This is a genomic window from Enterobacter sp. RHBSTW-00975 (genome assembly GCF_013615235.1).
Classification (GTDB): Bacteria; Pseudomonadota; Gammaproteobacteria; order Enterobacterales; family Enterobacteriaceae; genus Enterobacter; species Enterobacter ludwigii.
The window spans coordinates 3,416,900-3,440,258 of record NZ_CP055883.1; the positions used below are offsets into that span (position 1 = coordinate 3,416,900).

Here is a 23,359-nt window from a genome sequence, read left to right on the forward strand (position 1 = left end):
TGATACCTCATCAGACAATGTCGTTCACGTTCAGCCAGCGGCCTTCCTGGTGTGAGAGTGCGATGGCGTCCAGCACCCGCGAAACCTTCCAGCCCTCTTCAAAGTCCGGCCACATCGGCACATCAGCGGCAATACCGTCGACCAGGTCGCGTACTTCCACCGTTTTTTGATCGTTAAAGCCGATACCATGGCCCGCTCCCATGCAAAACGCGCCATAGTCCGGATGTGATGGACCCACAAGCAGCGTGCGGAATCCCTGGCGGTTTACCGGGTCGTCATGCAGATAGAGCTTCAGTTCCGCCATCCGCTCCTGGGTAAAACTGATGGCCCCTTTGGTGCCGGTTATCACATACGACAGTCCCATCTTGCGCCCGCAGGCGACGCGGGACGTTTCAATCACCCCTTGTGCTCCGCCGGCGAAACGGACCATCGCGTGCGCCTGATCTTCGTTTTCAACCGCAACGTTTTGCGACGAACCGGCCTGCGCCGGGCGCTCAGGCACAACAATTTTTAAATCACCGCAGACCTGCTGAATGTCCCCGACCAGATACTGCGCCATGTTGACGATATGCGCCGCCAGGTCCCCCAGTGCACCCAGTCCGGCGGTCTCTTTAAAACAGTGCCAGTGAATGGGAGAAAGCGGGTCGGCCATATAATCTTCGTTGTGGGTACCGTAGAAGTGGATCACCTCGCCAATCTCGCCGCGGGCGATGATCTCTTTCGCCAGCTGTGCCGTCGGGTTTTTCATGTAGTTAAAACCCACCAGCGTTTTCACCCCTGCCCGCTTCGCGGCGTCCACCATTTCACGTGCGTCATGGGCATTCAGCGCCAGCGGCTTTTCCGAGTAGACATGCTTACCGTGGCGAATGGCCTCCAGCGCCATCTCTTTATGCAGATGGTTGGGCGAGCATATATCCACGACATCAATCGCCGGGTCAGCCACCAGTGCCCGCCAGTCGCCGGTTGAGCGGTTGAAGCCAAAGGCCTGCGCCCGCTCTGCCGCCAGCGCGGGCGTCACTTCCGCCACCATCTCGCGCACCAGTTTGCCGCGCAGGGTAAATACCGTCGGCGCCTGGGCATAGGCGATGGCATGCGCCTTGCCGATATACCCGGTGCCAATCAATCCAATACGAACCTCTTTCATCCTGATCCTCACAATGCGCCGCGACGGCTCTTGGCATAGGTGTCGAATGCCACCGCCAGAACGATAATTAATCCGGTGATTATTTGCTGGTAATAGGCCGAAACGTTCATCAGCACCAGACCGTTAATCAGGATCCCCATAATGATGGAGCCGATGATGGTGCCGCCGATGCGTCCATAGCCGCCCATCAGCGAGGTGCCGCCGATGACCACCGAGGCGATAACGCGCAATTCAAAGGAGATCCCGGCGACCGCTTCCGCACTGCCAAGACGAGCGCTGAGAATAAAGCCCGCCAGTCCCGCCAGACAGCCAATCAGCACATAGACACTCACCAGCACGCGCTTCACGTTGACCCCCGCCAGGCGCGCTGCCTCCGGGTTACCGCCGATGGCATAGACGAAGCGTCCCCAGCGGGTTTTATGCAGCGCCAGATACCCGCCAAGCGCCACGATGGCGAAAATCCAGATTGGAATGGAGATGCCAAGCAGCTCCCCGCGTCCCCACCAGCGGTAACCCGGGTCGAAACCTGCAATGGGCGCGCCGTCGTTGATCACCAGCGTCAGGCCACGCCAGATGGTCATCCCGCCGAGGGTGACGATAAACGGCGGCAGGCGCAGGCGGGTTACGCCCAGGCCGTGCAGGAAGCCAATCGCCGTGCCCATCGCCAGACAAATCCCCAGCCCAATCAGCCAGCTCATGCCGCCCCAGGCGTTCGGATCAACGGTGGTGAAGTTGTCGCCCTTAATCACGTATGCGGCGGTCATGGCGCAGACCGCCAGGATGGAGCCGACAGAAAGATCGATACCGGCAGTCAGAATGACGAAGGTCATCCCCACGGCCATGATCCCGTAGATGGACACCTCGGTCAGGATGTTGAAAATATTGCGTTCAGAGAAAAAATTGCTGTTCTGCGACTGAAAGAAAATCAGCAGCAGGATCATGAAAATCAGTACCCCGAAGCGCTCGAAGAAGGCGATGGGATCGAGGCGTCCGCTGCGTTTCACCGGAACCTGCGTTTTAGAAATCATCTGCGTCATGGAAAACTCCGTTATGCCGCGTTGAGGGCGTTGTGGTTGATGGCCATCATCGTCATCAGCCGCTCTTCGTTAGCGTCGTCGCCGTGGATCTCACCGGTCACCCGGCCTTCACTGAGCGTGATGATCCGATCGGATACCGCCATCACTTCAGGCAGATCGGAGGAGATCACGATCACTGCCACGCCCTGTTTGGCCATATCAAACAGCACCTGGTGCACTTCCGACTTGGTGCCCACGTCGATACCGCGCGTCGGCTCATCGACAATCAGCACCCGAGGGTTCAGCGCCATGCAGCGCGCCAGGATAACTTTCTGCTGGTTACCACCGGAGAGCTTGCGCACCTCCTGCGCGCTGTTGACCATTTTGATCTGCAGCGCCTTGCGGTAGGACTCAATCAGATCGTCCTCTTTGCGGGTATTCACAAACCAGCGCCACTGCATCAGAGAAGAGAGACTGGAGAGCGACAGGTTGTCGCGAATCGATAACCCCAGCACCGCCCCCTCTTTCTTGCGATCTTCCGGGACCAGCGCGATGCCCTGCTCAAGGGCGTACATTGGGTCGCGCGGTTGATACGGGACGCCATCCAGCTCAAAGCTGCCCGAGGTAAAGGCATCCGCCCCGAACAGGCAGCGCGCCACTTCGGTACGCCCTGCCCCCACCAGGCCGGCAATGCCCAGTACTTCTCCCGCGTGGACATGGAAGCTGATGTCATGCAGGGCAATGCCGTGCGGATCCAGCGGCGGTTTTTCGCGGCTCAGCCCTTTTACTGCCAGACGGACCGGCTTGTTTTCATGATGGGTTTCGCTGGCGGGACGACGATTAAAGGCCACGTCACGCCCCACCATCAGACGGATCAGCTGCTCGACATTGGTTTGCGCCACGGCGCCACTGCCGGTGAAACGGCCGTCCTGGAAAACGGTAAAGCGATCGCAAAGCTGGAAAACTTCGTGCAGTCGGTGGGTAACGTAAATAATGCTCACCCCCCGGTTTTTCAGCTCGCGCACCACGCGGTGCAGGCTTTCCACCTCGCTGTCGCTCAGCGCCGCGGAGGGTTCATCCATGATGATCAGCCTGGCGTTCAGCGTCAGCGCCCGGGCAATCTCGACCATCTGCTGCTGGGCTACGCTCAGACGGGCGACAGGCGTGGTTGGCGCAACGTTCAGCTGCAGATAATCGAGGATCACCTGCGCCTCCTGGTTCACCGCTTTTTCGTCGACAATCAGGTTACGTTTACGCGGCTCACGCCCGAGAAACATGTTTTCCGCGACGGTCATATTGGGCAGCAGGTTAAATTCCTGATAGATAGTGATAATGCCCTTGTTCTGCCGCTCAACCGGTGAATCGTCCACCGGCAGCGTGTCGCCGTTGAACCAGATATCCCCGCGCGTTTGCGGCTGTGCGCCCGCCAGGGCTTTCAGCAGCGTGGATTTCCCCGCTCCGTTCTCACCCAGCAGCGCGTGGATCTCCCCGGCACCGACGGTGAGCTGTGCGCTGCTCAGCGCCCAGACGCCAGAAAAGCTTTTTGCCAGGTCGGTCACTTTCAGTAAGGGTTGCGACATCGGTCTGCTCCTCCTTAATAGTGAGCCGCCACCTGCGCGGCGGCTCCGGATAAATCAGTTACCGGCCTCACTGATGCGCTCAGCCTGCTGCAGATTTTCTTTGGTGATAAGCGTTGGCGGGTAGTCCGCGCCAGTGATGGCTTTCTTCTCACGCACGTTGGCCACCAGCTGGCTCATCGCCGTTTGTACCGCGAAGCCCGGGCGCTGATCCGCCGTGACCGCCAGCCAGCCGTCGCGCACGCGCGCCAGCGCCTCAGGGACCGCGTCAAATCCGGTCACCAGAATTTCGCCTGGCTTCACGCCCTGGCCCTGCAGCGCTTCAATTGCGCCCAGTGCCATGTCGTCATTGGCGGAGAGGATCACCTGTGGGCGTTTCGGCAGTGACGGCAGAACACTTTCCACAATGCGCATCCCTTCAGAGCGCATCCAGTTGCCGGTCTGATCGGCAACGATCTTGTACTTGTCCCCGCCCGCCTTCAGGCTGTCGCGGATCCCTTTGGTACGTTCAATGTTGGAGGAGGAACCTGGCTGGCCGGTGAGCAGAATAATGTCTGCCCCGTTGGGGAATTTGCTTTTAACGAAGTCGCCAATCGCCTGCCCGCCTTTGTAGTTGTTGGCACCAAAATGCGGCACCTTCTTCTGGCTGTCGACGGAGCGGTCAAGCGTCACAACGGGCAGATTCGCATCCTGAATTTCATCCACCGCGCTGGAGACGGCATTGACGTCATTCGGGGAGACGATGAACCCCTGCGCACCACGGGTGATGGCGTTTTCCAGGTCAGCGACCTGTTTCGGCGAGCTGCCCTGCCCGTCCAGAACCTGAAGCTTTACGCCCATCTCTTTTGCGGCTTTTACCGCGGTACGCTGCATGTGAACTTCAAACGGCATCGCCAGGTTTGGTGTACTGAAAACAATTTGCTCGTTTTCGGCCATTGCTGCCCCGGCGGTCATGGCGATGAGGGCGGCTAAGATCAGTTTTTTCATTATTATGTCTCTCTGTGTAGGGTGGTTGTGTTTAGAGGACGATCTCACGCTGACTACGCAGGGATTCCAGCGCTTTATCCGCCAGGTACAGCGCACGTTCACCATCATCGCCGCTACAGTCAGGCGTCGCTTCGCCGCGCAGCACCGCAACAAAGTGTTCCCATTCCGCGGCGTAAGCGGATTTGTAGCGCTGCAGGAAGAAGTGTTCCGGCAGCGCACCGGTGCAGCCCTGTTTGCCGTAGTGCTGCACCTGATTTTCAAGAATATTGCCCGCGCACAGCAGGCCCTCTGAGCCGTGCAGCTCCAGGCGCTGGTCGTAGCCGTAAGAAGAGCGGCGGCTGTTGACGATGGTTGCCATCGCGCCGGAGGCATACTTCAGTACGATAAACGCGGTATCGATATCCCCCGCCTCGCCAATCGCCGGATCCACCAGATTGCTGCCCTGGGCATACACCGACACCGGCTCTTCGCCCATGATGAAGCGCGCCATATCAAAATCGTGAATGGTCATGTCGCGGAACATACCGCCGGAAACGCGCACATATTGCGCCGGTGGCGGGGACGGGTCGCGGGAGATAATCAGCAGCGATTCGGGCTTACCGATCCGCCCGGCCTGCACCTCGGTTTTGACCCGGCGAAACTGCGGGTCAAAGCGGCGGTTAAAACCGATAAACAGCGGTACGTTGTACTCGTTAACCACTTTCAGGCAGTCGCGCACGCGGGCAAGATCCAGGTGTACCGGCTTTTCACAGAAGATCGCTTTGCCGTGGCGGGCGGCCATCTCAATCAGATCCGCGTGGGTGTCCGTCGCAGACGCGATCAGCACGGCATGAACGTTTGGGTCGGTCATCGCGTCCTCCAGGCTCTGCAGACGAGCCTGATATTGCGTGGCAAGGCGGGTGGCAAATTCCTGATTCGGGTCGACCACAGACCAGAGCGTGGTCTCACTGTGGCTGGCGATGTTAGCTGCATGTACCTGGCCAATTCGGCCAGCGCCCAGTAAAGCAATGTTAAACATAACGGCTCCCGGTGTTGGTGAATGCTGTGAACTAACGACCCCTTAAATAAAACATTTATTTCATTTTTATAAATAGTGAAAATTATATTTTTGAGTGCGGGTTAACACTTTTGAGATGATTGAGATAAATTTTGTTATCAATCTCACAACATGGAAGAAGGTGCTACTAACCCCTCACCCCTGCCCTCTCCCCAAAGGGGCGAGGGAGAAAAGAGTGCACTACACCATCCCCTCTCCCCTTTGGGGAGAGGGTTAGGGTGAGGGGAAAATGAAATGAAAATTTCGTTACGGCGGGAAAACTTAATACTGGCGTGCTTTTTTCACCTGCGCCTGAGTTTGCTCGGCGGCTTTGCGCACCGCAGACGATCCCGCGACCTGCGCATCACCGGTTCGCCACCATGACGCGTAATCATGGGTCATGGTTTTCGGCAGCACTTTGATATCCAGCAGCGTTGGGCCAGGATGCGCCCGCGACGCCTCTAGCGCCACCAGCAGACTCTGCTCGTCGTGGACCCGCCACGCGCGACAGCCGTAGCTTTCCGCGTTCTGGGCGAAATCGACTTTTACCAGCGGCCCGTCAAGCCGGCCTGAATCTAGATTTCGATGACGGTTTTCCGTACCGAAGCTCCCCATCCCGTGCCCCATCTGCAGGTTATTAATGCAGCCGAAGCTGGCATTATCAAACAGCAAAACGGTGACGTTGATCCCCTCCTGCACCGCGGTTTGTAGCTCGGAGTGCAGCATCATGTAGGAGCCATCCCCCACCATGGCGTAAACCGGCTGATGCGGGCTGGCAAGCTTCGCGCCTATCGCCGCCGCAATCTCATATCCCATGCAGGAGTAGCCGTACTCCAGGTGATAACTGTCCGGCGTCTTCACCTGCCAGAGGCGCTGTAAATCTCCGGGCAGCGATCCGGCTGCGCCCACAACGATGGCGTTATCTTCGATATGTTGATTGATAAGCCCCAGCACCCGCGTCTGGGTCAGACGGGTGTTGAGCGCCTCACCGTATTCCGCCAGCTGCGCATCAAGGTGCCCTGCCACTTCAGGCGCATCGTCGGGATGCCACTGACGGCCCCATAAGCGCTGGCACTCCGCATGCCAGGCAGATTTCGCCTGAGCAATCTCCTCTCCCCAGTGGCTTCGGTACGCCGGGAGCGCCTGCGTTAAAGCGTGTAGCCCGGTTTGCGCATCGGCAATCAGCGCCGTGGCATCCAGTTTCACGGCATCAAACTCGGCGACGTTTAAAAGCAGGAACTCGACGTCCGGATGGGAAAAGAGCGCTTTGGAGCCGGTGGTAAAGTCCGTCAGGCGCGTGCCGATGCCAATCACCAAATCCGCCCTGGGTGCAAGCTGGTTAGCGGCCATTCCGCCCGTCACACCGATCCCTCCCAGATTAAGGGGGTGATCGCTTACCAGCGCCCCCTTTCCGGCCTGGGTTTCGGCAAACGGCAGTTGCAGCGTCTCGACAAATTCCCGAAATGCCTCATGTGCGCCGGAATAACGCACGCCCCCGCCACACACCACCAGTGGACGGCGTTTACGGGCAATCAACGCCTGTGCCTGGGCCAGACGCTGGGGATCAGGCGGACGGCGTTCAATGTGATGCACGCGACGCGCAAAGAAGCTCAGGGGATAATCCCAGGCTTCGCCCTGTACGTCCTGCGGCAGGCAAATGGTCACAGCCCCCGTCGCTGCGGGGTCAGTAAGCATTCGCATCGCATTTAACATCGCGCTCATTAACTGTTCCGGACGGTTAATGCGGTCCCAGTAGCGTGAAACGGGACGGAAGCAGTCGTTGGTGCTGATACTGAGATCGTGGTACTGCTCGATTTGCTGCAAAACCGGATCGGGCTGGCGGCTGGCATAGATATCCCCCGGTAACAGCAGGAGCGGAATGCGGTTCGCGGTGGCGGTCGCCGCGGCCGTCACCATATTCGCCGCGCCGGGCCCGACGGATGAGGTGACGGCAAAAATGCGCCGACGGCGATGCTGTTTGGCGAATCCGGTCGCCATATGGGCGATGCCCTGTTCGTTACACCCCTGCATCACCTGCAGGTGGCCAGGATCCTGCTCAAGTGCCTGGCCGATACCCAGCACGTTGCCGTGACCAAAAATGGTCGCCACGCCCTCCACGAAGGGCGTTTCTTGTCCATCAATGGAGACATATTGTTGATTAAGGAATCTGACCAGGGCCTGAGCCATGGTCATACGTTCGGTTTGCATAAAACCTCCTGTCAGCCCAGCGTCGGCATGGAGAACGCAGCGCCAGTCTCCTGCTGCATTTCCGGCCAGCGTGCGGTGATGGTTTTCATTCGGGTGTAGAAACGCACGCCGTCGTTGCCGTGCACATTCAGCGCACCAAAGATCGAACGCTTCCAGCCACCAAAACTGTGGAACGCCATCGGCACCGGGATCGGCACGTTCACCCCAACCATCCCCGCCTGCACCTCTTCGCAGAAGCGGCGCGCGCAGCCACCGTCACGGGTAAATATTGCCGAGCCATTACCATATTCATGCCGGTTAATCAGGTCCACCGCACTGCTGTAATCTGCAACACGCACCACAGAAAGTACCGGCCCGAAAATCTCTTCTTTATAAATGGTCATCTCCGGCGTGACGTTATCGAACAGCGTTGGTCCAACAAAATAGCCCTGCTCGTGGCCTTTCACGCTGAACCCACGGCCATCCACGCGCAGGCGGGCTCCCTGAGTTTCCCCGCTGTCGATATAGCCCAGCACTTTGTTACGGTGTGCCGAGGAGATAAGCGGCCCCATTTCGTTCTCTGGCGTCTGGTCCAGACCCGGTCCGACGCGCAGCGCGGCAATCTGTTTTTCCAGCCGGGAACAGAGTTCATCAGCAGTGTTATCCCCCACTGCCAGCACCACCGACAGCGCCATGCAACGTTCTCCCGCCGCGCCGAAGGCAGCGCCCATAATCGCGTTCGTCGCCATATCCATATCGGCATCCGGCATTAAGATGCAGTGGTTTTTTGCCCCGCCCAGTGCCTGACAGCGTTTACCGTGGGCGGAGGCGGTCTCGTAAATGTATTGGGCGATCGGCGTTGAACCGACAAAGCTCACAGCCTGCACGCGTGGGTCAGTCAGCAGCACGTCAACCGACTCTTTATCACCCTGCACCACGTTAAACACGCCGTCAGGCAGGCCGGCGTCTTTCAGCAGTTTTGCCAGCGCGAGCGCCAGAGAGGGATCTTTTTCCGACGGTTTCAGCACGAACGTGTTGCCGGTGGCCAGCGCAATCGGGATCATCCACATCGGCACCATTGCCGGGAAATTAAACGGCGTGATCCCGGCACATACGCCGAGCGGCTGCATCAACGAGTGGCTGTCGACACCGGTGCCGACATTAGCGGAGTGCTCACCTTTTTGCAGATGCGGGATGCCACAGGCAAACTCCACCACTTCCAGGCCGCGGGTCAGCTCGCCCACCGCGTCGGAGAAGACTTTGCCATGCTCTTCGCTGATGATGCGGGCCAGGCGCTCCATGTTCTCTTCCAGCAGCGCTTTGAAGCGGAACATCACGCGTGCGCGTTTAAGTGGAGAATGACGCGCCCAGCCAGGAAAAGCCTGCTGTGCTGCGGCAATCGCCTGTTCGGTTTCCTGTGCCGTACTCATCACCACCTGGCGGATCTGCTCTCCGGTGGCCGGGTTGAAGATTGCCTGAACGCGCTGGCCTGAACCGGTGACACACTCGCCGTGAATAAAATTCGCTACCGTCTCCATCCTTAACCTCTCGCTGTTGATACGTGACTGTTACCTGAACACTATATATGAAACAAATATTCCATTTTAAGTTGAAATAAAATAAATGATGATTATTGTGATCAAGGATGGATTTTTATGTTAACAGCCACCATCACCGGTGCAGCCTGCGCTATTAAGGCATTTCAGGCGTTGAAAAGCGTGAAGCTTCTGTTTCATTTTTGAGGCCAGATGGACGGCCGGCATTTAAAAGACGCGGTTTTGCGTTTAGAATCATAAAACTATGCATAGGGGGTAAAATGACCACAGCAACCAGCCTGAATGAGCTGCAGCAGCAAATCCGCGATCGCTACGATAGCCTGAGCAAGAGGCTGCAGCAGGTCTCCCGCTATGTGCTGGATAATACCAACAGCGTGGCCTTTGATACGGTCGCCGTCATTGCCGAGCGTGCCGATGTGCCGCCGTCAACGCTGATCCGTTTTGCCAATGCTTTTGACTTCACCGGCTTCAATGAGATGAAACAGCTGTTTCGCATGAACCTGGTGGAAGAGACCGCCAGCTACAGTGACCGCGCCCGGCTGTTTCGCGAAATGGAAAGTCAGGCCGTCCCGGAAACCCCGCTCGATATTCTGCAGGAGTTCGCCCGTTCAAATGCGCAGGCCCTCCAGCAGCTGGCCGCCCGCGCCGAGCCGGAGATGCTGGAACGCGCCGTACAACTGCTGGCCGACGCCGACACAATCTATATCGCCGGGTTACGCCGCTCGTTTAGCGTCGCCGCCTATCTGACCTACGCCCTGAGCCACCTGGAGTGCCGCCCTATTCTGCTCGACGGAATGGGGGGGATGCTGCGTGAGCAGATCAACCGCATCAAAGCGCAGGACATTGTGGTATCGATCAGCTTCTCGCCGTATGCGGAAGAGACGGTAATGGTCAGCGAAACCGCCGCCAGCGTCGGCGCGCGGCAGATTGTGATCACCGACAGCCAGATAAGCCCGCTGGCCACCTTCAGCGATCTCTGTTTTGTGGTGAAAGAGGCGCAGGTTGACGCGTTTCGCTCGCAGTCGGCGACGCTGTGCCTGGTGCAGTCGCTGGTGGTAGCGCTGGCATATCGGCTGGGCAGTGGGAAGTAACGGAGAATAAAAAACCCCCTGCGCAAGCAGAGGGTTCGGGGTGATATCAGGGGAAAATCATTCCCACTCAATCGTAGCCGGTGGCTTACCGCTGATGTCATACACCACGCGGGAGATACCGTTCACTTCGTTGATAATGCGGTTAGAGACGCGGCCCAGGAAGTCGTACGGCAGGTGCGCCCAGTGCGCGGTCATGAAGTCGATGGTTTCTACCGCACGCAGGGAAACAACCCAGTCGTACTTACGGCCATCGCCCATCACGCCGACAGAGCGCACCGGCAGGAACACGGTGAACGCCTGGCTCACTTTGTTGTACAGGTCAGCTTTGTGCAGCTCTTCAATGAAGATAGCGTCCGCACGACGCAGCAGGTCGCAGTACTCTTTCTTCACTTCGCCCAGCACACGCACGCCCAGACCTGGACCCGGGAACGGGTGACGGTAGAGCATGTCGTATGGCAGACCCAGTTCCAGGCCGATCTTACGTACTTCATCTTTGAACAGCTCACGCAGCGGTTCAACCAGGCCCATCTTCATCTCTTTCGGCAGGCCGCCAACGTTGTGGTGAGATTTGATGACGTGTGCTTTACCGGTTGCGGAAGCCGCGGATTCAATCACGTCAGGGTAGATGGTGCCCTGCGCCAGCCATTTAACGTCTTCCAGCTTCAGCGCTTCTTCATCGAACACTTCAACGAAGACGCGACCGATGATTTTACGTTTCGCTTCCGGATCGTTCTCGCCAGCCAGCGCGTCGAGGAAGCGCTTCTCGCCTTCCACGTGAATGATGTTCAGACCGAAGTGGTCGCCGAACATATCCATAACCTGCTGCGCTTCGTTCAGACGCAGCAGACCGTTGTCCACGAATACACAGGTCAGGTTTTTGCCGATTGCGCGGTGCAGCAGCATCGCGGTGACAGAGGAGTCAACACCGCCGGACAGGCCGAGGATCACTTTGTCATTGCCAACCTGCTGGCGGATACGCTCAACGGCGTCGTCGATGATTTTTGCTGGCGTCCACAGTGCTTCACACTGGCAGATATCACGCACGAAGCGTTCCAGCATGCGCATACCCTGACGGGTGTGGGTCACTTCCGGGTGGAACTGCACACCGTAGAAGCGTTTTTCTTCGTTCGCCATAATCGCAAACGGGCAGTTATCGGTGCTGGCAACGGTCACAAAGTCAGACGGGATGGCGGTGACTTTGTCGCCGTGACTCATCCACACGTCCAGCAGCGGTTTGCCGTCTGCGGTCAGGGAGTCTTCGATACCGCGAACCAGCGCGCTGTCGGTGACGACTTCAACCTGCGCGTAACCAAACTCACGCTCGTTAGACCCTTCTACGTGGCCGCCCAGCTGCATGGCCATAGTCTGCATACCGTAGCAAACGCCGAATACCGGCACGCCCGCTTCAAACACGTACTGCGGTGCGCGTGGGCTGTTCTCTTCGGTGGTGCTTTCCGGGCCGCCGGACAGGATGATGCCGCTTGGATTGAATTCGCGAATCTGTGCTTCCGTGACATCCCATGCCCACAGTTCACAGTAAACGCCCAGTTCACGCACGCGACGCGCCACCAGTTGAGTGTACTGAGAACCAAAGTCCAGGATGAGAATGCGATGTTTATGAATGTTTTCCGTCATTGACGCTAATTCCGAGGCAAGTGAAACAAATACAGAGCGCCCGGCATGAGCCGGGCGCGGAAATTTATCAGGAGCCCAGACGGTAGTTCGGGGACTCTTTGGTGATCGTCACGTCGTGAACGTGGCTCTCCTGGATACCCGCACCGCTGATGCGTACGAATTCCGCTTTAGTACGCAGCAGGTCGATGGTACCACAGCCGGTCAGACCCATACAGGAGCGCAGGCCGCCCATCTGCTGGTGAATGATCTCTTTCAGGCGGCCTTTATAGGCAACGCGGCCTTCGATACCTTCCGGTACCAGTTTGTCAGCGGCGTTATCGCTCTGGAAGTAACGGTCGGAAGAGCCTTTGGACATCGCGCCCAGGGAGCCCATACCACGGTATGATTTGTAAGAACGGCCCTGGTAGAGTTCGATTTCGCCCGGGGATTCTTCAGTACCGGCCAGCATAGAGCCAACCATGACGGCTGCAGCACCTGCAGCTATCGCTTTCGCGATGTCGCCAGAGAAGCGGATACCGCCGTCAGCGATAACCGGAATACCGGTGCCTTCCAGCGCTTCAACCGCGTCGGATACCGCGGTGATCTGCGGAACGCCTACGCCAGTCACGATACGGGTGGTACAAATAGAGCCAGGACCGATACCGACTTTCACCGCGCTGCAGCCTGCTTCAGCCAGTGCGCGAGCGCCTGCGCCCGTTGCAACGTTACCGCCGATGATCTGCAGGTCTGGGTATTTCGCACGGGTTTCACGAATACGTTGCAGAACGCCTTCGGAGTGGCCGTGAGAGGAGTCAATCAGCAGTACGTCAACGCCCGCAGCCACCAGCGCGTCAACACGCTCTTCGTTACCTGCACCCGCGCCAACGGCAGCACCTACGCGCAGACGGCCATGCTCGTCTTTACAGGCGTTAGGCTTACGTTCTGCTTTCTGGAAATCTTTAACGGTGATCATGCCCAGCAGGTGGAAGTTCGCGTCCACAACCAGTGCTTTCTCAACGCGCTTCTCGTGCATTTTAGCCAGCACGACGTCACGGGTTTCGCCTTCACGGACGGTTACCAGACGCTCTTTCGGGGTCATGTATACGCTGACAGGCTGGTTCAGGTCAGTCACGAAACGCACGTCACGGCCGGTGATGATGCCCACCAGTTCGTTATCTTCGGTGACAACCGGGTAACCGGCGAAACCGTTACGTTCGGTCAGGGCTTTCACTTCGTGCAGGGTGGTGGTTGGCAGAACGGTCTGTGGGTCAGACACGATGCCGGATTCATGTTTCTTCACGCGGCGAACTTCTTCAGCCTGACGCTCGATAGACATGTTTTTATGAATAAAGCCGATGCCACCTTCCTGTGCCAGGGCGATAGCCAGGCGCGCTTCAGTCACGGTGTCCATTGCCGCAGAGAGCATAGGAATGTTCAGGCGAATCGTTTTCGTCAACTGCGTGCTGAGATCGGCAGTATTCGGCAGAACGGTGGAATGAGCGGGAACGAGGAGGACGTCGTCAAACGTCAGTGCTTCTTTAGCGATACGTAGCATGGGCAATATCTCTGACCTGGTGGGTGGTTAAATATTGCCGTGGCATTATACAGAGCGTAACCGATTGCATCCACACTTTTTTATAAAAAAACCTTGCACTCCCCTCTCAGCAGGTTACTATCGACTGAATAACTTGCTGATTTAGAATTTGATCCCGCTCACATGTTATCCACTCAATCCCCCTCAATTTTTACTGTCAGCCGCCTTAATCAGACGGTTCGTTTGCTGCTTGAGCAGGAAATGGGGCAGGTCTGGATCAGCGGTGAAATTTCTAACTTCACGCAGCCTTCATCTGGTCACTGGTACTTCACATTAAAAGACGACACCGCTCAGGTGCGCTGTGCAATGTTCCGCAACAGCAACCGCCGCGTGACGTTTCGCCCTCAGCATGGTCAGCAGGTTCTGGTTCGCGCCAATATCACCCTGTATGAGCCGCGCGGCGATTATCAAATCATCGTCGAAAGTATGCAGCCTGCGGGCGAAGGTGTGTTGCAGCAGAAGTACGAGCAGCTAAAAGACAAACTCTCGCAAGAGGGTCTTTTCGATCAGCAGTTCAAAAAACCGCTCCCCTCACCTGCCCACTGCGTTGGGGTGATTACGTCAAAAACCGGGGCGGCACTGCACGATATTCTTCATGTCCTCAAACGCCGCGACCCGTCCCTGCCCGTTATCATCTACCCGACCGCTGTTCAGGGTGATGACGCACCGGGTCAGATTGTCCGCGCCATTGAACTTGCAAACGCACGTCAGGAGTGCGACGTGCTGATTGTCGGGCGTGGCGGCGGTTCGCTGGAAGACCTGTGGAGCTTTAACGACGAACGCGTGGCACGGGCCATTTTCGCAAGCCAGATCCCGGTCGTCAGCGCCGTCGGCCACGAAACGGACGTGACAATAGCTGATTTTGTGGCGGATTTACGCGCGCCAACGCCCTCCGCAGCCGCGGAAGTGGTGAGCCGCAATCAGCTGGAGCTGCTGCGCCAGCTGCAGAATGGTCAGCAGCGTCTGGAAATGGCGATGGACTATTTCCTGGCCAACCGGTCGCGCCGGTTTACCCAGCTTCATCATCGCCTGCAACAGCAGCACCCGCAATTGCGGCTGGCCCGTCAGCAAACCGTGCTGGAACGTCTGCGTCAGCGAATGAACGTCGCGCTGGATATTCAGCTCAAGCGCGCGGTCTCGCGCCAGCAGCGTATTACTCAGCGCCTGAACCAGCAGAACCCACAGCCGAAGATTTATCGCGCGCAAACGCGTATCCAACAGCTTGAATATCGACTGGCAGACACTATCCGTGCACGTCTTAGCACCACACGTGAACGCTTTGGCAACGCCGTGACCCACCTCGAGGCGGTCAGCCCGCTCTCGACGCTGGCTCGAGGCTATAGCGTAACGACCGCCACCGACGGTAAAGTGCTGAAGCAAACGAAGCAGGTGAAAGCCGGAGATGTTCTCACCACCCGTCTGTCAGACGGCTGGGTGGAGAGCGAAGTGAAAGAGATTAAACCGGTGAAAAAAACACGCCAGCGAAAAACCGGATAATTCTTCGTCGGTTACAAACTATACTGCTGCTATTCCCTTTTATCTGGCCTTGCCCGAACTAAGGAGAGCAGCATGTCTTATCTTCACAGCGTCATTCCCCCCTATATTCTTCGTCGCATTATCGAAAGTGGCTCTGAGCCGCAGCAGCGCTGCGCCCGTCAGACGTTAACGCATGTGCAAACGCTCATGGCGCATATGCCGGGCAAACCCGCCGCGCCGCACGTCAATAAAGCCGGTCAACTGGAGCGTGATATTTACGATGCCAGACAGACGCAGGAGCTGCCGGGTACTCAGGTGCGTTATGAGGGCCAGCCGTCAAATGGCGATGTGGCCGTTGATGAAGCCTACAATTATTTGGGGGTCACCCATGATTTCTTCTGGAAAATGTATCAGCGCGATTCGCTTGATAATAAAGGCCTGATCCTGACCGGTACCGTGCACTATGGCCGGGAATATCAGAACGCCTTCTGGAATGGTCAGCAGATGGTCTTTGGCGATGGCGACGGCGAAATATTTAACCGCTTTACCATTGCCATTGACGTCGTGGCCCATGAGCTAAGCCACGGTGTCACCGAGACCGAAGCCGGGCTTATCTATTTTGAGCAGTCTGGCGCACTGAATGAATCATTGTCAGATGTGTTTGGCTCGCTGGTCAAACAGTACCACCTCAAACAGACCGCCGATGAAGCCGACTGGCTGATTGGTGAGGGGCTGCTGGCAGACGGTATTAACGGCAAAGGGCTGCGCTCCATGTCAGCGCCCGGCACCGCCTATGACGATCCTCTGCTCGGTAAAGACCCGCAGCCTGGGCACATGAAAGACTTTATCAAAACGCGCGAAGACAACGGCGGCGTACACCTGAATTCAGGTATTCCCAACCGGGCGTTTTATCTGGCCGCGAAGGCGATTGGGGGTCATGCCTGGGAAAAAGCGGGATATGCCTGGTACGACACAGTTTGCGACCGTCACCTGGCGCAAGATGCCGATTTTGAGGCCTTCGCAAAACTGACGGTTGCCCACGGCGAGAAACGGTCCGGTGGCGACGTGGCGGCTGCGATAAAACAAGCCTGGGAACAGGTGGGAGTGCTGTAAATGCAGGTTCCGGAACTCACAGATGACGCCGTCGTTGAGCTGGCCCGGGAAGGCGGCGTCGCTTTTATCCCTAAGCTAAGCGGCCAACGCACCATTACGCTTTCGTCACTCAATGAGGCCCAGCGTCAGCGCGTGGTAAGCATCCTGGAGCAGGCATTTCCACGCGGCCAGCCGCCGGGTGAACCCACCTCGCCGGGGAGTGGCGATCAGCGTTATTTTCGCATCCAGATAATCTGGACTCAGCACAATCAGGCCCAGTACACCGATATGATTGTGCTGGTGCCTGAGCAGGAAGCCCCTGAGTCGCTGGTCGAGCTATGGCAGAAAGGCGAAGGCTGCGTGTGTGATTAAGCTTCAGCCGGGACAAACTCCACGCGCTTTTTAGAAATCAGGCCGTGGCCGTTCTGGCAGAAGTAATCCACCGCACCGCAGGCTTTTAAGACCTGGAGTGGCTGATGACACTCCGGGCAGCGGGCTTCGAGCGCGATATCCTTATCGCAGTGCTCACAGTGGGCGACGCCATTTTGCGCTTCAAGCTCTGCGTGGCAATCCGGGCAGGTAATTGACATGATGACTCCTTTGCTGGGCATTCTGTAATACGTTGATATTAACACGCAGCACTCAGTGCGGGCCACGCAGCTGTTGCTGTAAGGTCAGCAGCAGTTCTACTTCCGCCATTCGACGGCGTGTCGTCCGGCTCACTTCTTCCGGGTCACATTCGAACAGACTTTTCTGCCCCAGAATGCGCTCTGCCAGGCAGTGCGTATAAATCGTTCCTGGAATATGCCAGCGCTGAACCCGATCGCCGTCCGTCAGCACGAGCACATCTTCTGCTCCGTGACGATCGTGGCTTATGACGCGCCCGTCATGCAGATACAGCCGTAACCCTTTTTGCCCGCCTGACGGTCCCGCATATTTGTTGAGCCAAATCTCCACCGGAATGCCACTAAGCTGCCCGCGAAGATGAGCGCTGCCCTCTGCCGTGGTGAGATCGCCCTGTTTGATCTCACGCCCAAGCCGGTCAGTAGCGGCCACCACCTGCAGCGTCATATCATCCCCGCCCCCCAGATAACGCACCGTTTCACGCAGCATCGCCAGCACATGCGTGCCGATGTCCAGGATAACGCCGTCAGGATGGCGAAGCGTGCGGGTGTCCACTTCACCCGTGGCGAAGTTAAGCGCGACAGGTTCTCCTTTTGCGTTAAACCCGCTCGGTTCCTGCAAAAAACCGTCAATTCTGGCGATATCAGCAAAAGTCCCGATCAGCCCAAGCTGAATCGTTGCGAGGCGCGCCATCCAGTGGTCAAGTGCGAGCACACGAGACGCCGCACCGGGCAACGCCAGCAGCCTGTTCAGTTTTTCGAGCTGCGCGAGCGTGGCGACGATGGTTTTTTCAACCACGATCCGCACCACAGGAGACGCCAGGGCGTGCTCCAGCACCTCAAGATGCTGCAGAGAAGCCGTGGTAATAAACAGGGTATCAAGAGAATGCGAGAGAAGTTCGGTGAGAGAGGCGCAGCGCGTCACGCCTTCAGGGTGTCTGCCAGGCTGAACATCAAAACCCAGGCAGTGCAGTGAATCGCCATACAGATTGTGTAATGCAGGTAAATAAGCGGTTTCCACCACCGCGCCAAGACCAACAAACCCTAACAGCATCTTCTACCTCGTCGAGTAAATTACCGGGGCAAACGCCTGCCCCGGTATTGACGAGCGAGGCGTTATCAGGCGTTAGTGGCCGGTTTAGTCTGCGCATTTTCCAGCATGCGACGTACCGGAACAATGAGGACGATCAGCACCGCGGCACAAATCAGCAGCGCGATGGAGCAACGTGCGAAGAGATCCGGCAGCATATCCAGCTGGTCGGCCTTCACGTGACCGCCAATCAGACCTGCCGCCAGGTTGCCCAGCGCACTTGCGCAGAACCACAGGCCCATCATCTGCCCACGCATTCTTTCCGGTGCCAGCAGCGTCATGGTCGCCAGACCAATCGGGCTCAGGCACAGTTCCCCCAGCGTCAGCATCAAAATGCTGCCCACCAGCCAGAATGGCGACACGCCCGCGCCACCGTTATTCAGTACGTTCTGCGCAGCCAGCATCATCAGGCCAAAGCCTGCGGCGGCACACAAAATACCAATAACAAACTTGGTGATACTGCTCGGACGAATGTTCATGCTGGCAAGTTTCGGCCAGGCCCAGCTGAATACCGGTGCCAGCAGGATGATGAACAGGGCGTTAATCGACTGGAACCATACCGCCGGGATTTCAAAATCACCGATCATGCGGTTAGTGTAGTCGTTGGCAAAGAGATTGAATGACGTTGGCTTCTGCTCGAAGGCGGACCAGAAGAACGCAGCGGAGACCAGCAGAATAAAACAGACCAGAAGTCTGGCACGCTCTTTACGATTCAGGCCCGCAAAAAGGAACAGGTAGATAAAGTAGAGGGCAACGGACGCCGCAATCACGTAAACCAGCACGCTGGCTACCGCAACCGGGTTAATCACAATCACACCCTGCGCGATCAGCGTAACGATAACAGCCACACCCACAGCCAGCGCCAGCAACCATGCGCCCACGCCGTTTCTTTTCACCACCGGGCTGTTCCAGGTCGAGTCCAGCCCCACTTCGCTGTCATAGCGTTTCATTGCCGGAACGGCAAACACGCGGAAGATGATCAGGGCAACCAGCATCCCGATGCCACCAATGCCGAAGCCCCAGTGCCAGCCGTGAGATTTAATCAGCCAGCCGGAAATCAGCGGCGCGATAAACGAGCCCATGTTGATGCCCATGTAGAACAGCGAGAAACCGCCGTCACGACGCGCATCGCCTTTTTTGTACAGCGTCCCCACCATGACCGAGATACAGGTCTTAAACAGACCAGAACCGAGCACGATGAACATCAGGCCGATAAAGAACAGGTTATCGCCCATGATGGCCGAGAGCGCAATCGACAGGTGGCCGAGCGCAATCAGGATGGATCCGTACCAGACGGCTTTCTGCTGGCCGAGCCAGTTATCCGCCAGCCAGCCACCCGGTAGTGCGGCCAGGTACATGGTGCCGGCAAAGATACCCACAATTGCCGACGCGTTTTCACGTGCCAGCCCCATCCCGCCGTCATACACGGTGGCGGCCATAAACAGGATCAGTAATGGGCGAATGCCGTAAAACGAGAAACGTTCCCACATCTCGGTAAAGAACAGCGAACCGAGCGGATAAGGGTGGCCGAAGAACGTTCGGCTTTCTTTTTGATTAACAGAGGATTGCATAATTCTCCAAGGAAGGTATGTGTCGTGCTTGTAAACACCAGCATGTACGCCAGCCAGTTACGTATCTGACCGATTTTTTACATGCGGCGAAAAGTTAGTTAACCATTTGATAACCAGTCGCTAGTTTTGTCTAGTACCGGACCCTGGACTTTAAGATGAAAATTCGATGATTGTCTACTTTCTTAGATTTAAACTTGGTTAAAAGTGAATAGTGATTGACATCACACAGAGAGGACTGGCGGTATGAGCGGGCGAAAAAAAGCCCGCGATCAACGCGGGCTTCAGAAAGAACGGCAAAGCTTATTTGCTTTTCTTAATGTGCTTAATCAAACGCTTACGCTTACGCATCTGGTTTGGCGTCAGGGTATTGCGCTTGTTGGCGAATGGGTTCTCCCCTTCCTTAAACTGGATGCGGATTGGCGTGCCCATTACGTCCAGTGATTTACGGAAGTAGTTCATCAGATAGCGCTTGTAGGAATCCGGCAGGTCTTTAACCTGGTTGCCGTGAATCACCACGATTGGTGGGTTATAACCACCGGCGTGAGCATATTTCAGCTTCACGCGACGACCACGCACCAGCGGCGGCTGATGGTCTTCTGCTGCCATGTTCATGATACGGGTCAGCATGGCGGTGCTCTGACGACGGGTGGAGCTGTCGTACGCTTCACGCACGGACTCAAACAGATTACCTACACCGCTGCCGTGTAACGCAGAGATAAAGTGCACGCGAGCAAAGTCGATAAAGCCCAGACGGAAGTCGAGCGTCTCTTTCACCTGCTCTCTCACCTCATTACTCAGGCCATCCCATTTGTTGACCACGATAACGAGTGAGCGCCCACTATTCAGAATGAAGCCGAGCAGAGAAAGGTCCTGATCGGAGATACCTTCGCGCGCATCGATGACCAGCATGACCACGTTGGCATCTTCAATCGCCTGCAGGGTTTTGATAACGGAGAATTTTTCCACCACATCGGTGATTTTCCCGCGCTTACGTACGCCTGCGGTATCAATGAGCACATACTCACGCTCATCGCGCTGCATCGGGATATAAATACTGTCGCGGGTGGTGCCCGGCATGTCGTAAACGACCACACGCTCTTCGCCGAGGATACGGTTAGTAAGTGTAGACTTACCTACGTTTGGACGGCCCACGATAGCCAGTTTGATCGGCAGGTCCTGCGGGTTGAAGTCGTCTTCAGGCTCTTCCTCGCCCGCTTCGCCGTCTTCGAACTGCGCCCAATATTCGGCGTCTTCATCGATCTCTTCCGGCGGGTTAACTTCATCAACCCACGGCAGCAGAACGGTTTCCAGCAGGCTGGTCACGCCACGGCCATGAGATGCCGCGATCGGGTAGATTTCGCCCAGACCTAAGGACCAGAAATCCGCAACCGCCTGGTCTGCATCAATACCGTCAGTTTTGTTCGCCACCAGGAAAGTGGGTTTTTCACGCGAGCGCAGATGTTTCGCAATAGCGGAGTCCGCCGGCATCAGGCCTGCGCGAGCGTCCACCATAAACAGAACCACGTCAGCTTCTTCAATCGCCAGCAGCGACTGTTCCGCCATACGGGTTTCAACACCATCTTCTGTCCCGTCAATACCACCGGTATCAATACAGATGAACTCGCGTCCTTCTACTTCTGCACGACCGTACTTACGGTCACGCGTCAGCCCCGGGAAATCCGCAACCAGCGCATCACGGGTGCGTGTTAAACGGTTAAAAAGAGTGGATTTTCCAACGTTAGGGCGCCCGACAAGCGCGACCACAGGTACCATGTTTGAAGCCTCATAAAATTCAAATAAACGTCGCATTTGCGGCGTTTTTAAAAATGTCAAAACGGCTCCTGAGTGAACAGGAGCCGTTTAGTATACTACAACCGCTGGGTAATTAACGCGTGATCGCGTACAGCGTGCCGTCTTTTGCCTGAATCAGCAGTTTGCCGTCAGCCACGACCGGTTCCGTCAGGAAACCTGAGCTGTCGACTTTTTGCTGAGCAACAAAACGACCGTTGTCCGGGTCAATCCAGTGCATATACCCTTCGCTATCACCCACCACCAGGCTACCGTTATACAGTGCTGGTGCGGTCAGCAGACGGTGCAGCAGATCGCTTTGCGTCCACAGCGTAACACCACCTTCGGTGCTGAGCGCCAGCAGACGGTCGTTCTGATCGACCATATAGATACGGTTGCCATCAACCACGAAATCATTTACCGAGCCCAGTTCACGTTTCCACATGACCTGGCCGCTGCGCAGATCCAGCGCGGTCAGGTTACCGTTATAGGCCAGTGCGTAAACCACACCGTCAACGATAACCGGGGTCGTGTCGACATCGCTCAGACGATCGATTTCCGTTGAGCCTGTCGCCTGAGAAATACGCTGCTGCCAGATCATCTGGCCTTGCTGCATCAGTACCGCGCTTACACGACCGTTGTCACCGCCAACAATGGCAGCACCAAAGGCGGTAGCCGGCGCAGATTCACCGCGCAAGGACAAGGAAGGCATATCCAGGTTCACGGTCCATTTCACCAGACCATCGGCTTCGTTCAGCGCCTGCAGCTGGCCGTTGCTGGTGTGGATCAGTACCATGCCGTCGCTCACGACCGGACGAGACAGAGACTCACCGGCCACGGAGGTTTGCCATGCAACAGAACCATCGCTGGTGTTGAGAGCATAGACCTGGGCTTTTTCGCTACCCACATACACATGCCCACCGGCAACGGTCAGACCGCCAGAAAGCAGTGCCGGTTTACGAGAGAACCAGCCGTCTTTTTCCGCCAGGTTAACCGACCACACTTCTTTCCCGTCATCGGCGTTAACCGCCTTCACGGTACCTTTGCGGTCAGCCGCATAGATAACGCTGTCGGCAAAAGCCGGGTGCAGGTTGGAATAAAAATCACCAATACCATCGCCCACGGAGGTGCTCCACGCGGTGGACGGGGTAAACTGGTTTTCAACAGTCGGCAGTGGGGACATTTTCACAACGTCTTCTTCGCCACTGAACAGTGAACAGCCACTCAATAACGTAACAGAAAGCAGTCCTGGCAGAAGTAATTTACGCAATTGCATCGGGTCCCTCTCAGACGGACAAATTATTTATTTTCATCTGCATCATTTCGCTCAGCGCAGGTGAAGCTTTGCTCTCTACGCCAGCTTGCCACGCTTTACGCGCGCCCGCTTTGTCACCTTTGCTCAGCAGTGCTTCACCGCGCAGATCGGCAACAATGGCAGCAAAACCTTCGCCTTTGATGGTATCGAGCGTTTTCAGCGCATCGTCAGCTTTTTTCTGCTGAACCTGAATACGAGCCAGGCGCAGATTGATTACCGCTTTCAGATTTTCATCACTGGCGGCGGTTAGCCCTTGTGACAGCAGGCTAGCGGCTTTATCCAGCTCGTTCTTATCAACGTACTGCTGCGCCACTTCCAGTGCGGCCAGCGCACCGTAGGTGTTTTTGTTGTCAGCGGCAAATTTCTCTGCCGCCGTCAGCGTTTGCGGCTGATCGGCACGGATTGCGCTAACGGTATTTTCATACGACAGCGACGCGTCACGCGCGGAGTCCGCCTGATGACTGTTCCAGTAACGCCAGCCTACCAGCGCACCGACACCTAAAATAACCCCAACAACCAGCGCCTTGCCGTTTTCGACAAAGAAGCGTTTAATCGCGTCGACCTGATCGTGTTCGTTCTCGTAAATTTCCACGCAGTCCTTC

Annotated in this window: 19 protein-coding genes; 4 read left to right on the forward strand and 15 right to left on the reverse strand. The window is 56.8% G+C overall.

Annotated features, from left to right (window positions below):
* Positions 1 to 10: 10 nt before the first annotated feature.
* From HV340_RS16395 to HV340_RS16425, 7 genes are all read right to left on the reverse strand, one after another.
* A complete protein-coding gene (locus tag HV340_RS16395) occupies positions 11 to 1,144 on the reverse strand; it encodes a Gfo/Idh/MocA family oxidoreductase (RefSeq protein WP_020883047.1) in 1,134 nt (377 codons plus the stop codon).
* An 8-nt stretch (positions 1,145 to 1,152) separates the two neighbouring features.
* Positions 1,153 to 2,181 (reverse strand): ABC transporter permease, encoded by a 1,029-nt coding sequence (locus HV340_RS16400; RefSeq protein ID WP_014171147.1) that lies wholly within the window; start codon positions 2,179 to 2,181, stop codon positions 1,153 to 1,155.
* 11 nt (positions 2,182 to 2,192) lie between these two features.
* Positions 2,193 to 3,740, reverse strand: coding sequence for a sugar ABC transporter ATP-binding protein (locus HV340_RS16405; protein ID WP_014171148.1), 1,548 nt, complete (start codon positions 3,738 to 3,740; stop codon positions 2,193 to 2,195).
* 54 nt (positions 3,741 to 3,794) lie between these two features.
* Positions 3,795 to 4,724: a sugar ABC transporter substrate-binding protein gene (locus tag HV340_RS16410; RefSeq protein WP_020883045.1), complete on the reverse strand. Its 930-nt coding sequence runs from the start codon at positions 4,722 to 4,724 to the stop codon at positions 3,795 to 3,797.
* A 31-nt stretch (positions 4,725 to 4,755) separates the two neighbouring features.
* Positions 4,756 to 5,742 carry an inositol 2-dehydrogenase gene (gene iolG / locus HV340_RS16415; RefSeq protein WP_063924711.1) on the reverse strand — a complete coding sequence of 329 codons (987 nt, stop codon included), beginning with the start codon at positions 5,740 to 5,742 and terminating at the stop codon, positions 4,756 to 4,758.
* A 300-nt stretch (positions 5,743 to 6,042) separates the two neighbouring features.
* On the reverse strand, positions 6,043 to 7,968 hold the full coding sequence (gene iolD / locus HV340_RS16420; protein ID WP_063924710.1) for a 3D-(3,5/4)-trihydroxycyclohexane-1,2-dione acylhydrolase (decyclizing): 1,926 nt from the start codon (positions 7,966 to 7,968) through the stop codon (positions 6,043 to 6,045).
* Positions 7,969 to 7,979: 11 nt separating this feature from the next.
* Complete coding sequence (locus HV340_RS16425) at positions 7,980 to 9,485, reverse strand: CoA-acylating methylmalonate-semialdehyde dehydrogenase (protein ID WP_181216098.1); 1,506 nt, start codon at positions 9,483 to 9,485, stop codon at positions 7,980 to 7,982.
* Between the two features lie 278 nt (positions 9,486 to 9,763).
* Here HV340_RS16425 and HV340_RS16430 point away from each other — a divergent pair, with 278 nt between their 5' ends.
* Positions 9,764 to 10,594, forward strand: a complete 831-nt coding sequence (locus HV340_RS16430; protein ID WP_020883041.1) for a MurR/RpiR family transcriptional regulator — start codon at positions 9,764 to 9,766, stop codon at positions 10,592 to 10,594.
* A 57-nt stretch (positions 10,595 to 10,651) separates the two neighbouring features.
* Here the strand turns inward: HV340_RS16430 and guaA are convergent, their stop codons facing one another.
* Entirely contained in the window at positions 10,652 to 12,229 is a 1,578-nt protein-coding gene (guaA, locus tag HV340_RS16435; protein ID WP_014171154.1) for a glutamine-hydrolyzing GMP synthase, read from the reverse strand.
* Positions 12,230 to 12,296: 67 nt separating this feature from the next.
* A complete protein-coding gene (guaB, locus tag HV340_RS16440) occupies positions 12,297 to 13,763 on the reverse strand; it encodes an IMP dehydrogenase (RefSeq protein WP_020883040.1) in 1,467 nt (488 codons plus the stop codon).
* Between the two features lie 162 nt (positions 13,764 to 13,925).
* Between guaB and xseA the strand changes: the two genes are divergently transcribed.
* From xseA to HV340_RS16455, 3 genes are all read left to right on the forward strand, one after another.
* Positions 13,926 to 15,299 carry an exodeoxyribonuclease VII large subunit gene (xseA, locus tag HV340_RS16445; RefSeq protein ID WP_025203471.1) on the forward strand — a complete coding sequence of 458 codons (1,374 nt, stop codon included), beginning with the start codon at positions 13,926 to 13,928 and terminating at the stop codon, positions 15,297 to 15,299.
* 72 nt (positions 15,300 to 15,371) lie between these two features.
* A complete protein-coding gene (locus tag HV340_RS16450; RefSeq protein ID WP_014171157.1) occupies positions 15,372 to 16,391 on the forward strand; it encodes a M4 family metallopeptidase in 1,020 nt (339 codons plus the stop codon).
* Complete coding sequence (locus HV340_RS16455; RefSeq protein ID WP_020883037.1) at positions 16,392 to 16,742, forward strand: protealysin inhibitor emfourin; 351 nt, start codon at positions 16,392 to 16,394, stop codon at positions 16,740 to 16,742.
* Here HV340_RS16455 and HV340_RS16460 read toward each other — a convergent pair.
* The 6 genes from HV340_RS16460 to HV340_RS16485 all read right to left on the reverse strand — a co-directional run bounded on the left by HV340_RS16460 (position 16,739) and on the right by HV340_RS16485 (position 23,349).
* Complete coding sequence (locus HV340_RS16460; protein WP_032678684.1) at positions 16,739 to 16,960, reverse strand: zinc ribbon domain-containing protein; 222 nt, start codon at positions 16,958 to 16,960, stop codon at positions 16,739 to 16,741. The genes HV340_RS16455 and HV340_RS16460 overlap by 4 nt on opposite strands.
* A 52-nt stretch (positions 16,961 to 17,012) precedes the next feature.
* The gene (locus HV340_RS16465) at positions 17,013 to 18,047 is read right to left on the reverse strand and encodes an oxidoreductase (protein WP_181216099.1); all 1,035 of its coding nucleotides are present in this window, start codon (positions 18,045 to 18,047) and stop codon (positions 17,013 to 17,015) included.
* Positions 18,048 to 18,112: 65 nt separating this feature from the next.
* The gene (locus HV340_RS16470) at positions 18,113 to 19,654 is read right to left on the reverse strand and encodes a peptide MFS transporter (protein WP_047356613.1); all 1,542 of its coding nucleotides are present in this window, start codon (positions 19,652 to 19,654) and stop codon (positions 18,113 to 18,115) included.
* Between the two features lie 300 nt (positions 19,655 to 19,954).
* Positions 19,955 to 21,427 (reverse strand): ribosome biogenesis GTPase Der, encoded by a 1,473-nt coding sequence (gene der / locus HV340_RS16475; RefSeq protein ID WP_020883033.1) that lies wholly within the window; start codon positions 21,425 to 21,427, stop codon positions 19,955 to 19,957.
* A 112-nt stretch (positions 21,428 to 21,539) separates the two neighbouring features.
* On the reverse strand, positions 21,540 to 22,718 hold the full coding sequence (gene bamB / locus HV340_RS16480; protein WP_014171163.1) for an outer membrane protein assembly factor BamB: 1,179 nt from the start codon (positions 22,716 to 22,718) through the stop codon (positions 21,540 to 21,542).
* 10 nt (positions 22,719 to 22,728) lie between these two features.
* Positions 22,729 to 23,349, reverse strand: coding sequence for a YfgM family protein (locus HV340_RS16485; protein ID WP_020883032.1), 621 nt, complete (start codon positions 23,347 to 23,349; stop codon positions 22,729 to 22,731).
* Positions 23,350 to 23,359: the final 10 nt, after the last annotated feature.

What these genes read in the sequence shown, in the direction of transcription:
- HV340_RS16395 (WP_020883047.1), bottom strand. Translation starts at nt 1,144, where the DNA reads ATGAAAGAGGTTCGTATTGGATTGATTGGCACCGGGTATATCGGCAAG.
- HV340_RS16400 (WP_014171147.1), bottom strand. Translation starts at nt 2,181, where the DNA reads ATGACGCAGATGATTTCTAAAACGCAGGTTCCGGTGAAACGCAGCGGA.
- HV340_RS16405 (WP_014171148.1), bottom strand. Translation starts at nt 3,740, where the DNA reads ATGTCGCAACCCTTACTGAAAGTGACCGACCTGGCAAAAAGCTTTTCT.
- HV340_RS16410 (WP_020883045.1), bottom strand. Translation starts at nt 4,724, where the DNA reads ATGAAAAAACTGATCTTAGCCGCCCTCATCGCCATGACCGCCGGGGCA.
- iolG (WP_063924711.1), bottom strand. Translation starts at nt 5,742, where the DNA reads ATGTTTAACATTGCTTTACTGGGCGCTGGCCGAATTGGCCAGGTACAT.
- iolD (WP_063924710.1), bottom strand. Translation starts at nt 7,968, where the DNA reads ATGCAAACCGAACGTATGACCATGGCTCAGGCCCTGGTCAGATTCCTT.
- HV340_RS16425 (WP_181216098.1), bottom strand. Translation starts at nt 9,485, where the DNA reads ATGGAGACGGTAGCGAATTTTATTCACGGCGAGTGTGTCACCGGTTCA.
- HV340_RS16430 (WP_020883041.1), top strand. Translation starts at nt 9,764, where the DNA reads ATGACCACAGCAACCAGCCTGAATGAGCTGCAGCAGCAAATCCGCGAT.
- guaA (WP_014171154.1), bottom strand. Translation starts at nt 12,229, where the DNA reads ATGACGGAAAACATTCATAAACATCGCATTCTCATCCTGGACTTTGGT.
- guaB (WP_020883040.1), bottom strand. Translation starts at nt 13,763, where the DNA reads ATGCTACGTATCGCTAAAGAAGCACTGACGTTTGACGACGTCCTCCTC.
- xseA (WP_025203471.1), top strand. Translation starts at nt 13,926, where the DNA reads ATGTTATCCACTCAATCCCCCTCAATTTTTACTGTCAGCCGCCTTAAT.
- HV340_RS16450 (WP_014171157.1), top strand. Translation starts at nt 15,372, where the DNA reads ATGTCTTATCTTCACAGCGTCATTCCCCCCTATATTCTTCGTCGCATT.
- HV340_RS16455 (WP_020883037.1), top strand. Translation starts at nt 16,392, where the DNA reads ATGCAGGTTCCGGAACTCACAGATGACGCCGTCGTTGAGCTGGCCCGG.
- HV340_RS16460 (WP_032678684.1), bottom strand. Translation starts at nt 16,960, where the DNA reads ATGTCAATTACCTGCCCGGATTGCCACGCAGAGCTTGAAGCGCAAAAT.
- HV340_RS16465 (WP_181216099.1), bottom strand. Translation starts at nt 18,047, where the DNA reads ATGCTGTTAGGGTTTGTTGGTCTTGGCGCGGTGGTGGAAACCGCTTAT.
- HV340_RS16470 (WP_047356613.1), bottom strand. Translation starts at nt 19,654, where the DNA reads ATGCAATCCTCTGTTAATCAAAAAGAAAGCCGAACGTTCTTCGGCCAC.
- der (WP_020883033.1), bottom strand. Translation starts at nt 21,427, where the DNA reads ATGGTACCTGTGGTCGCGCTTGTCGGGCGCCCTAACGTTGGAAAATCC.
- bamB (WP_014171163.1), bottom strand. Translation starts at nt 22,718, where the DNA reads ATGCAATTGCGTAAATTACTTCTGCCAGGACTGCTTTCTGTTACGTTA.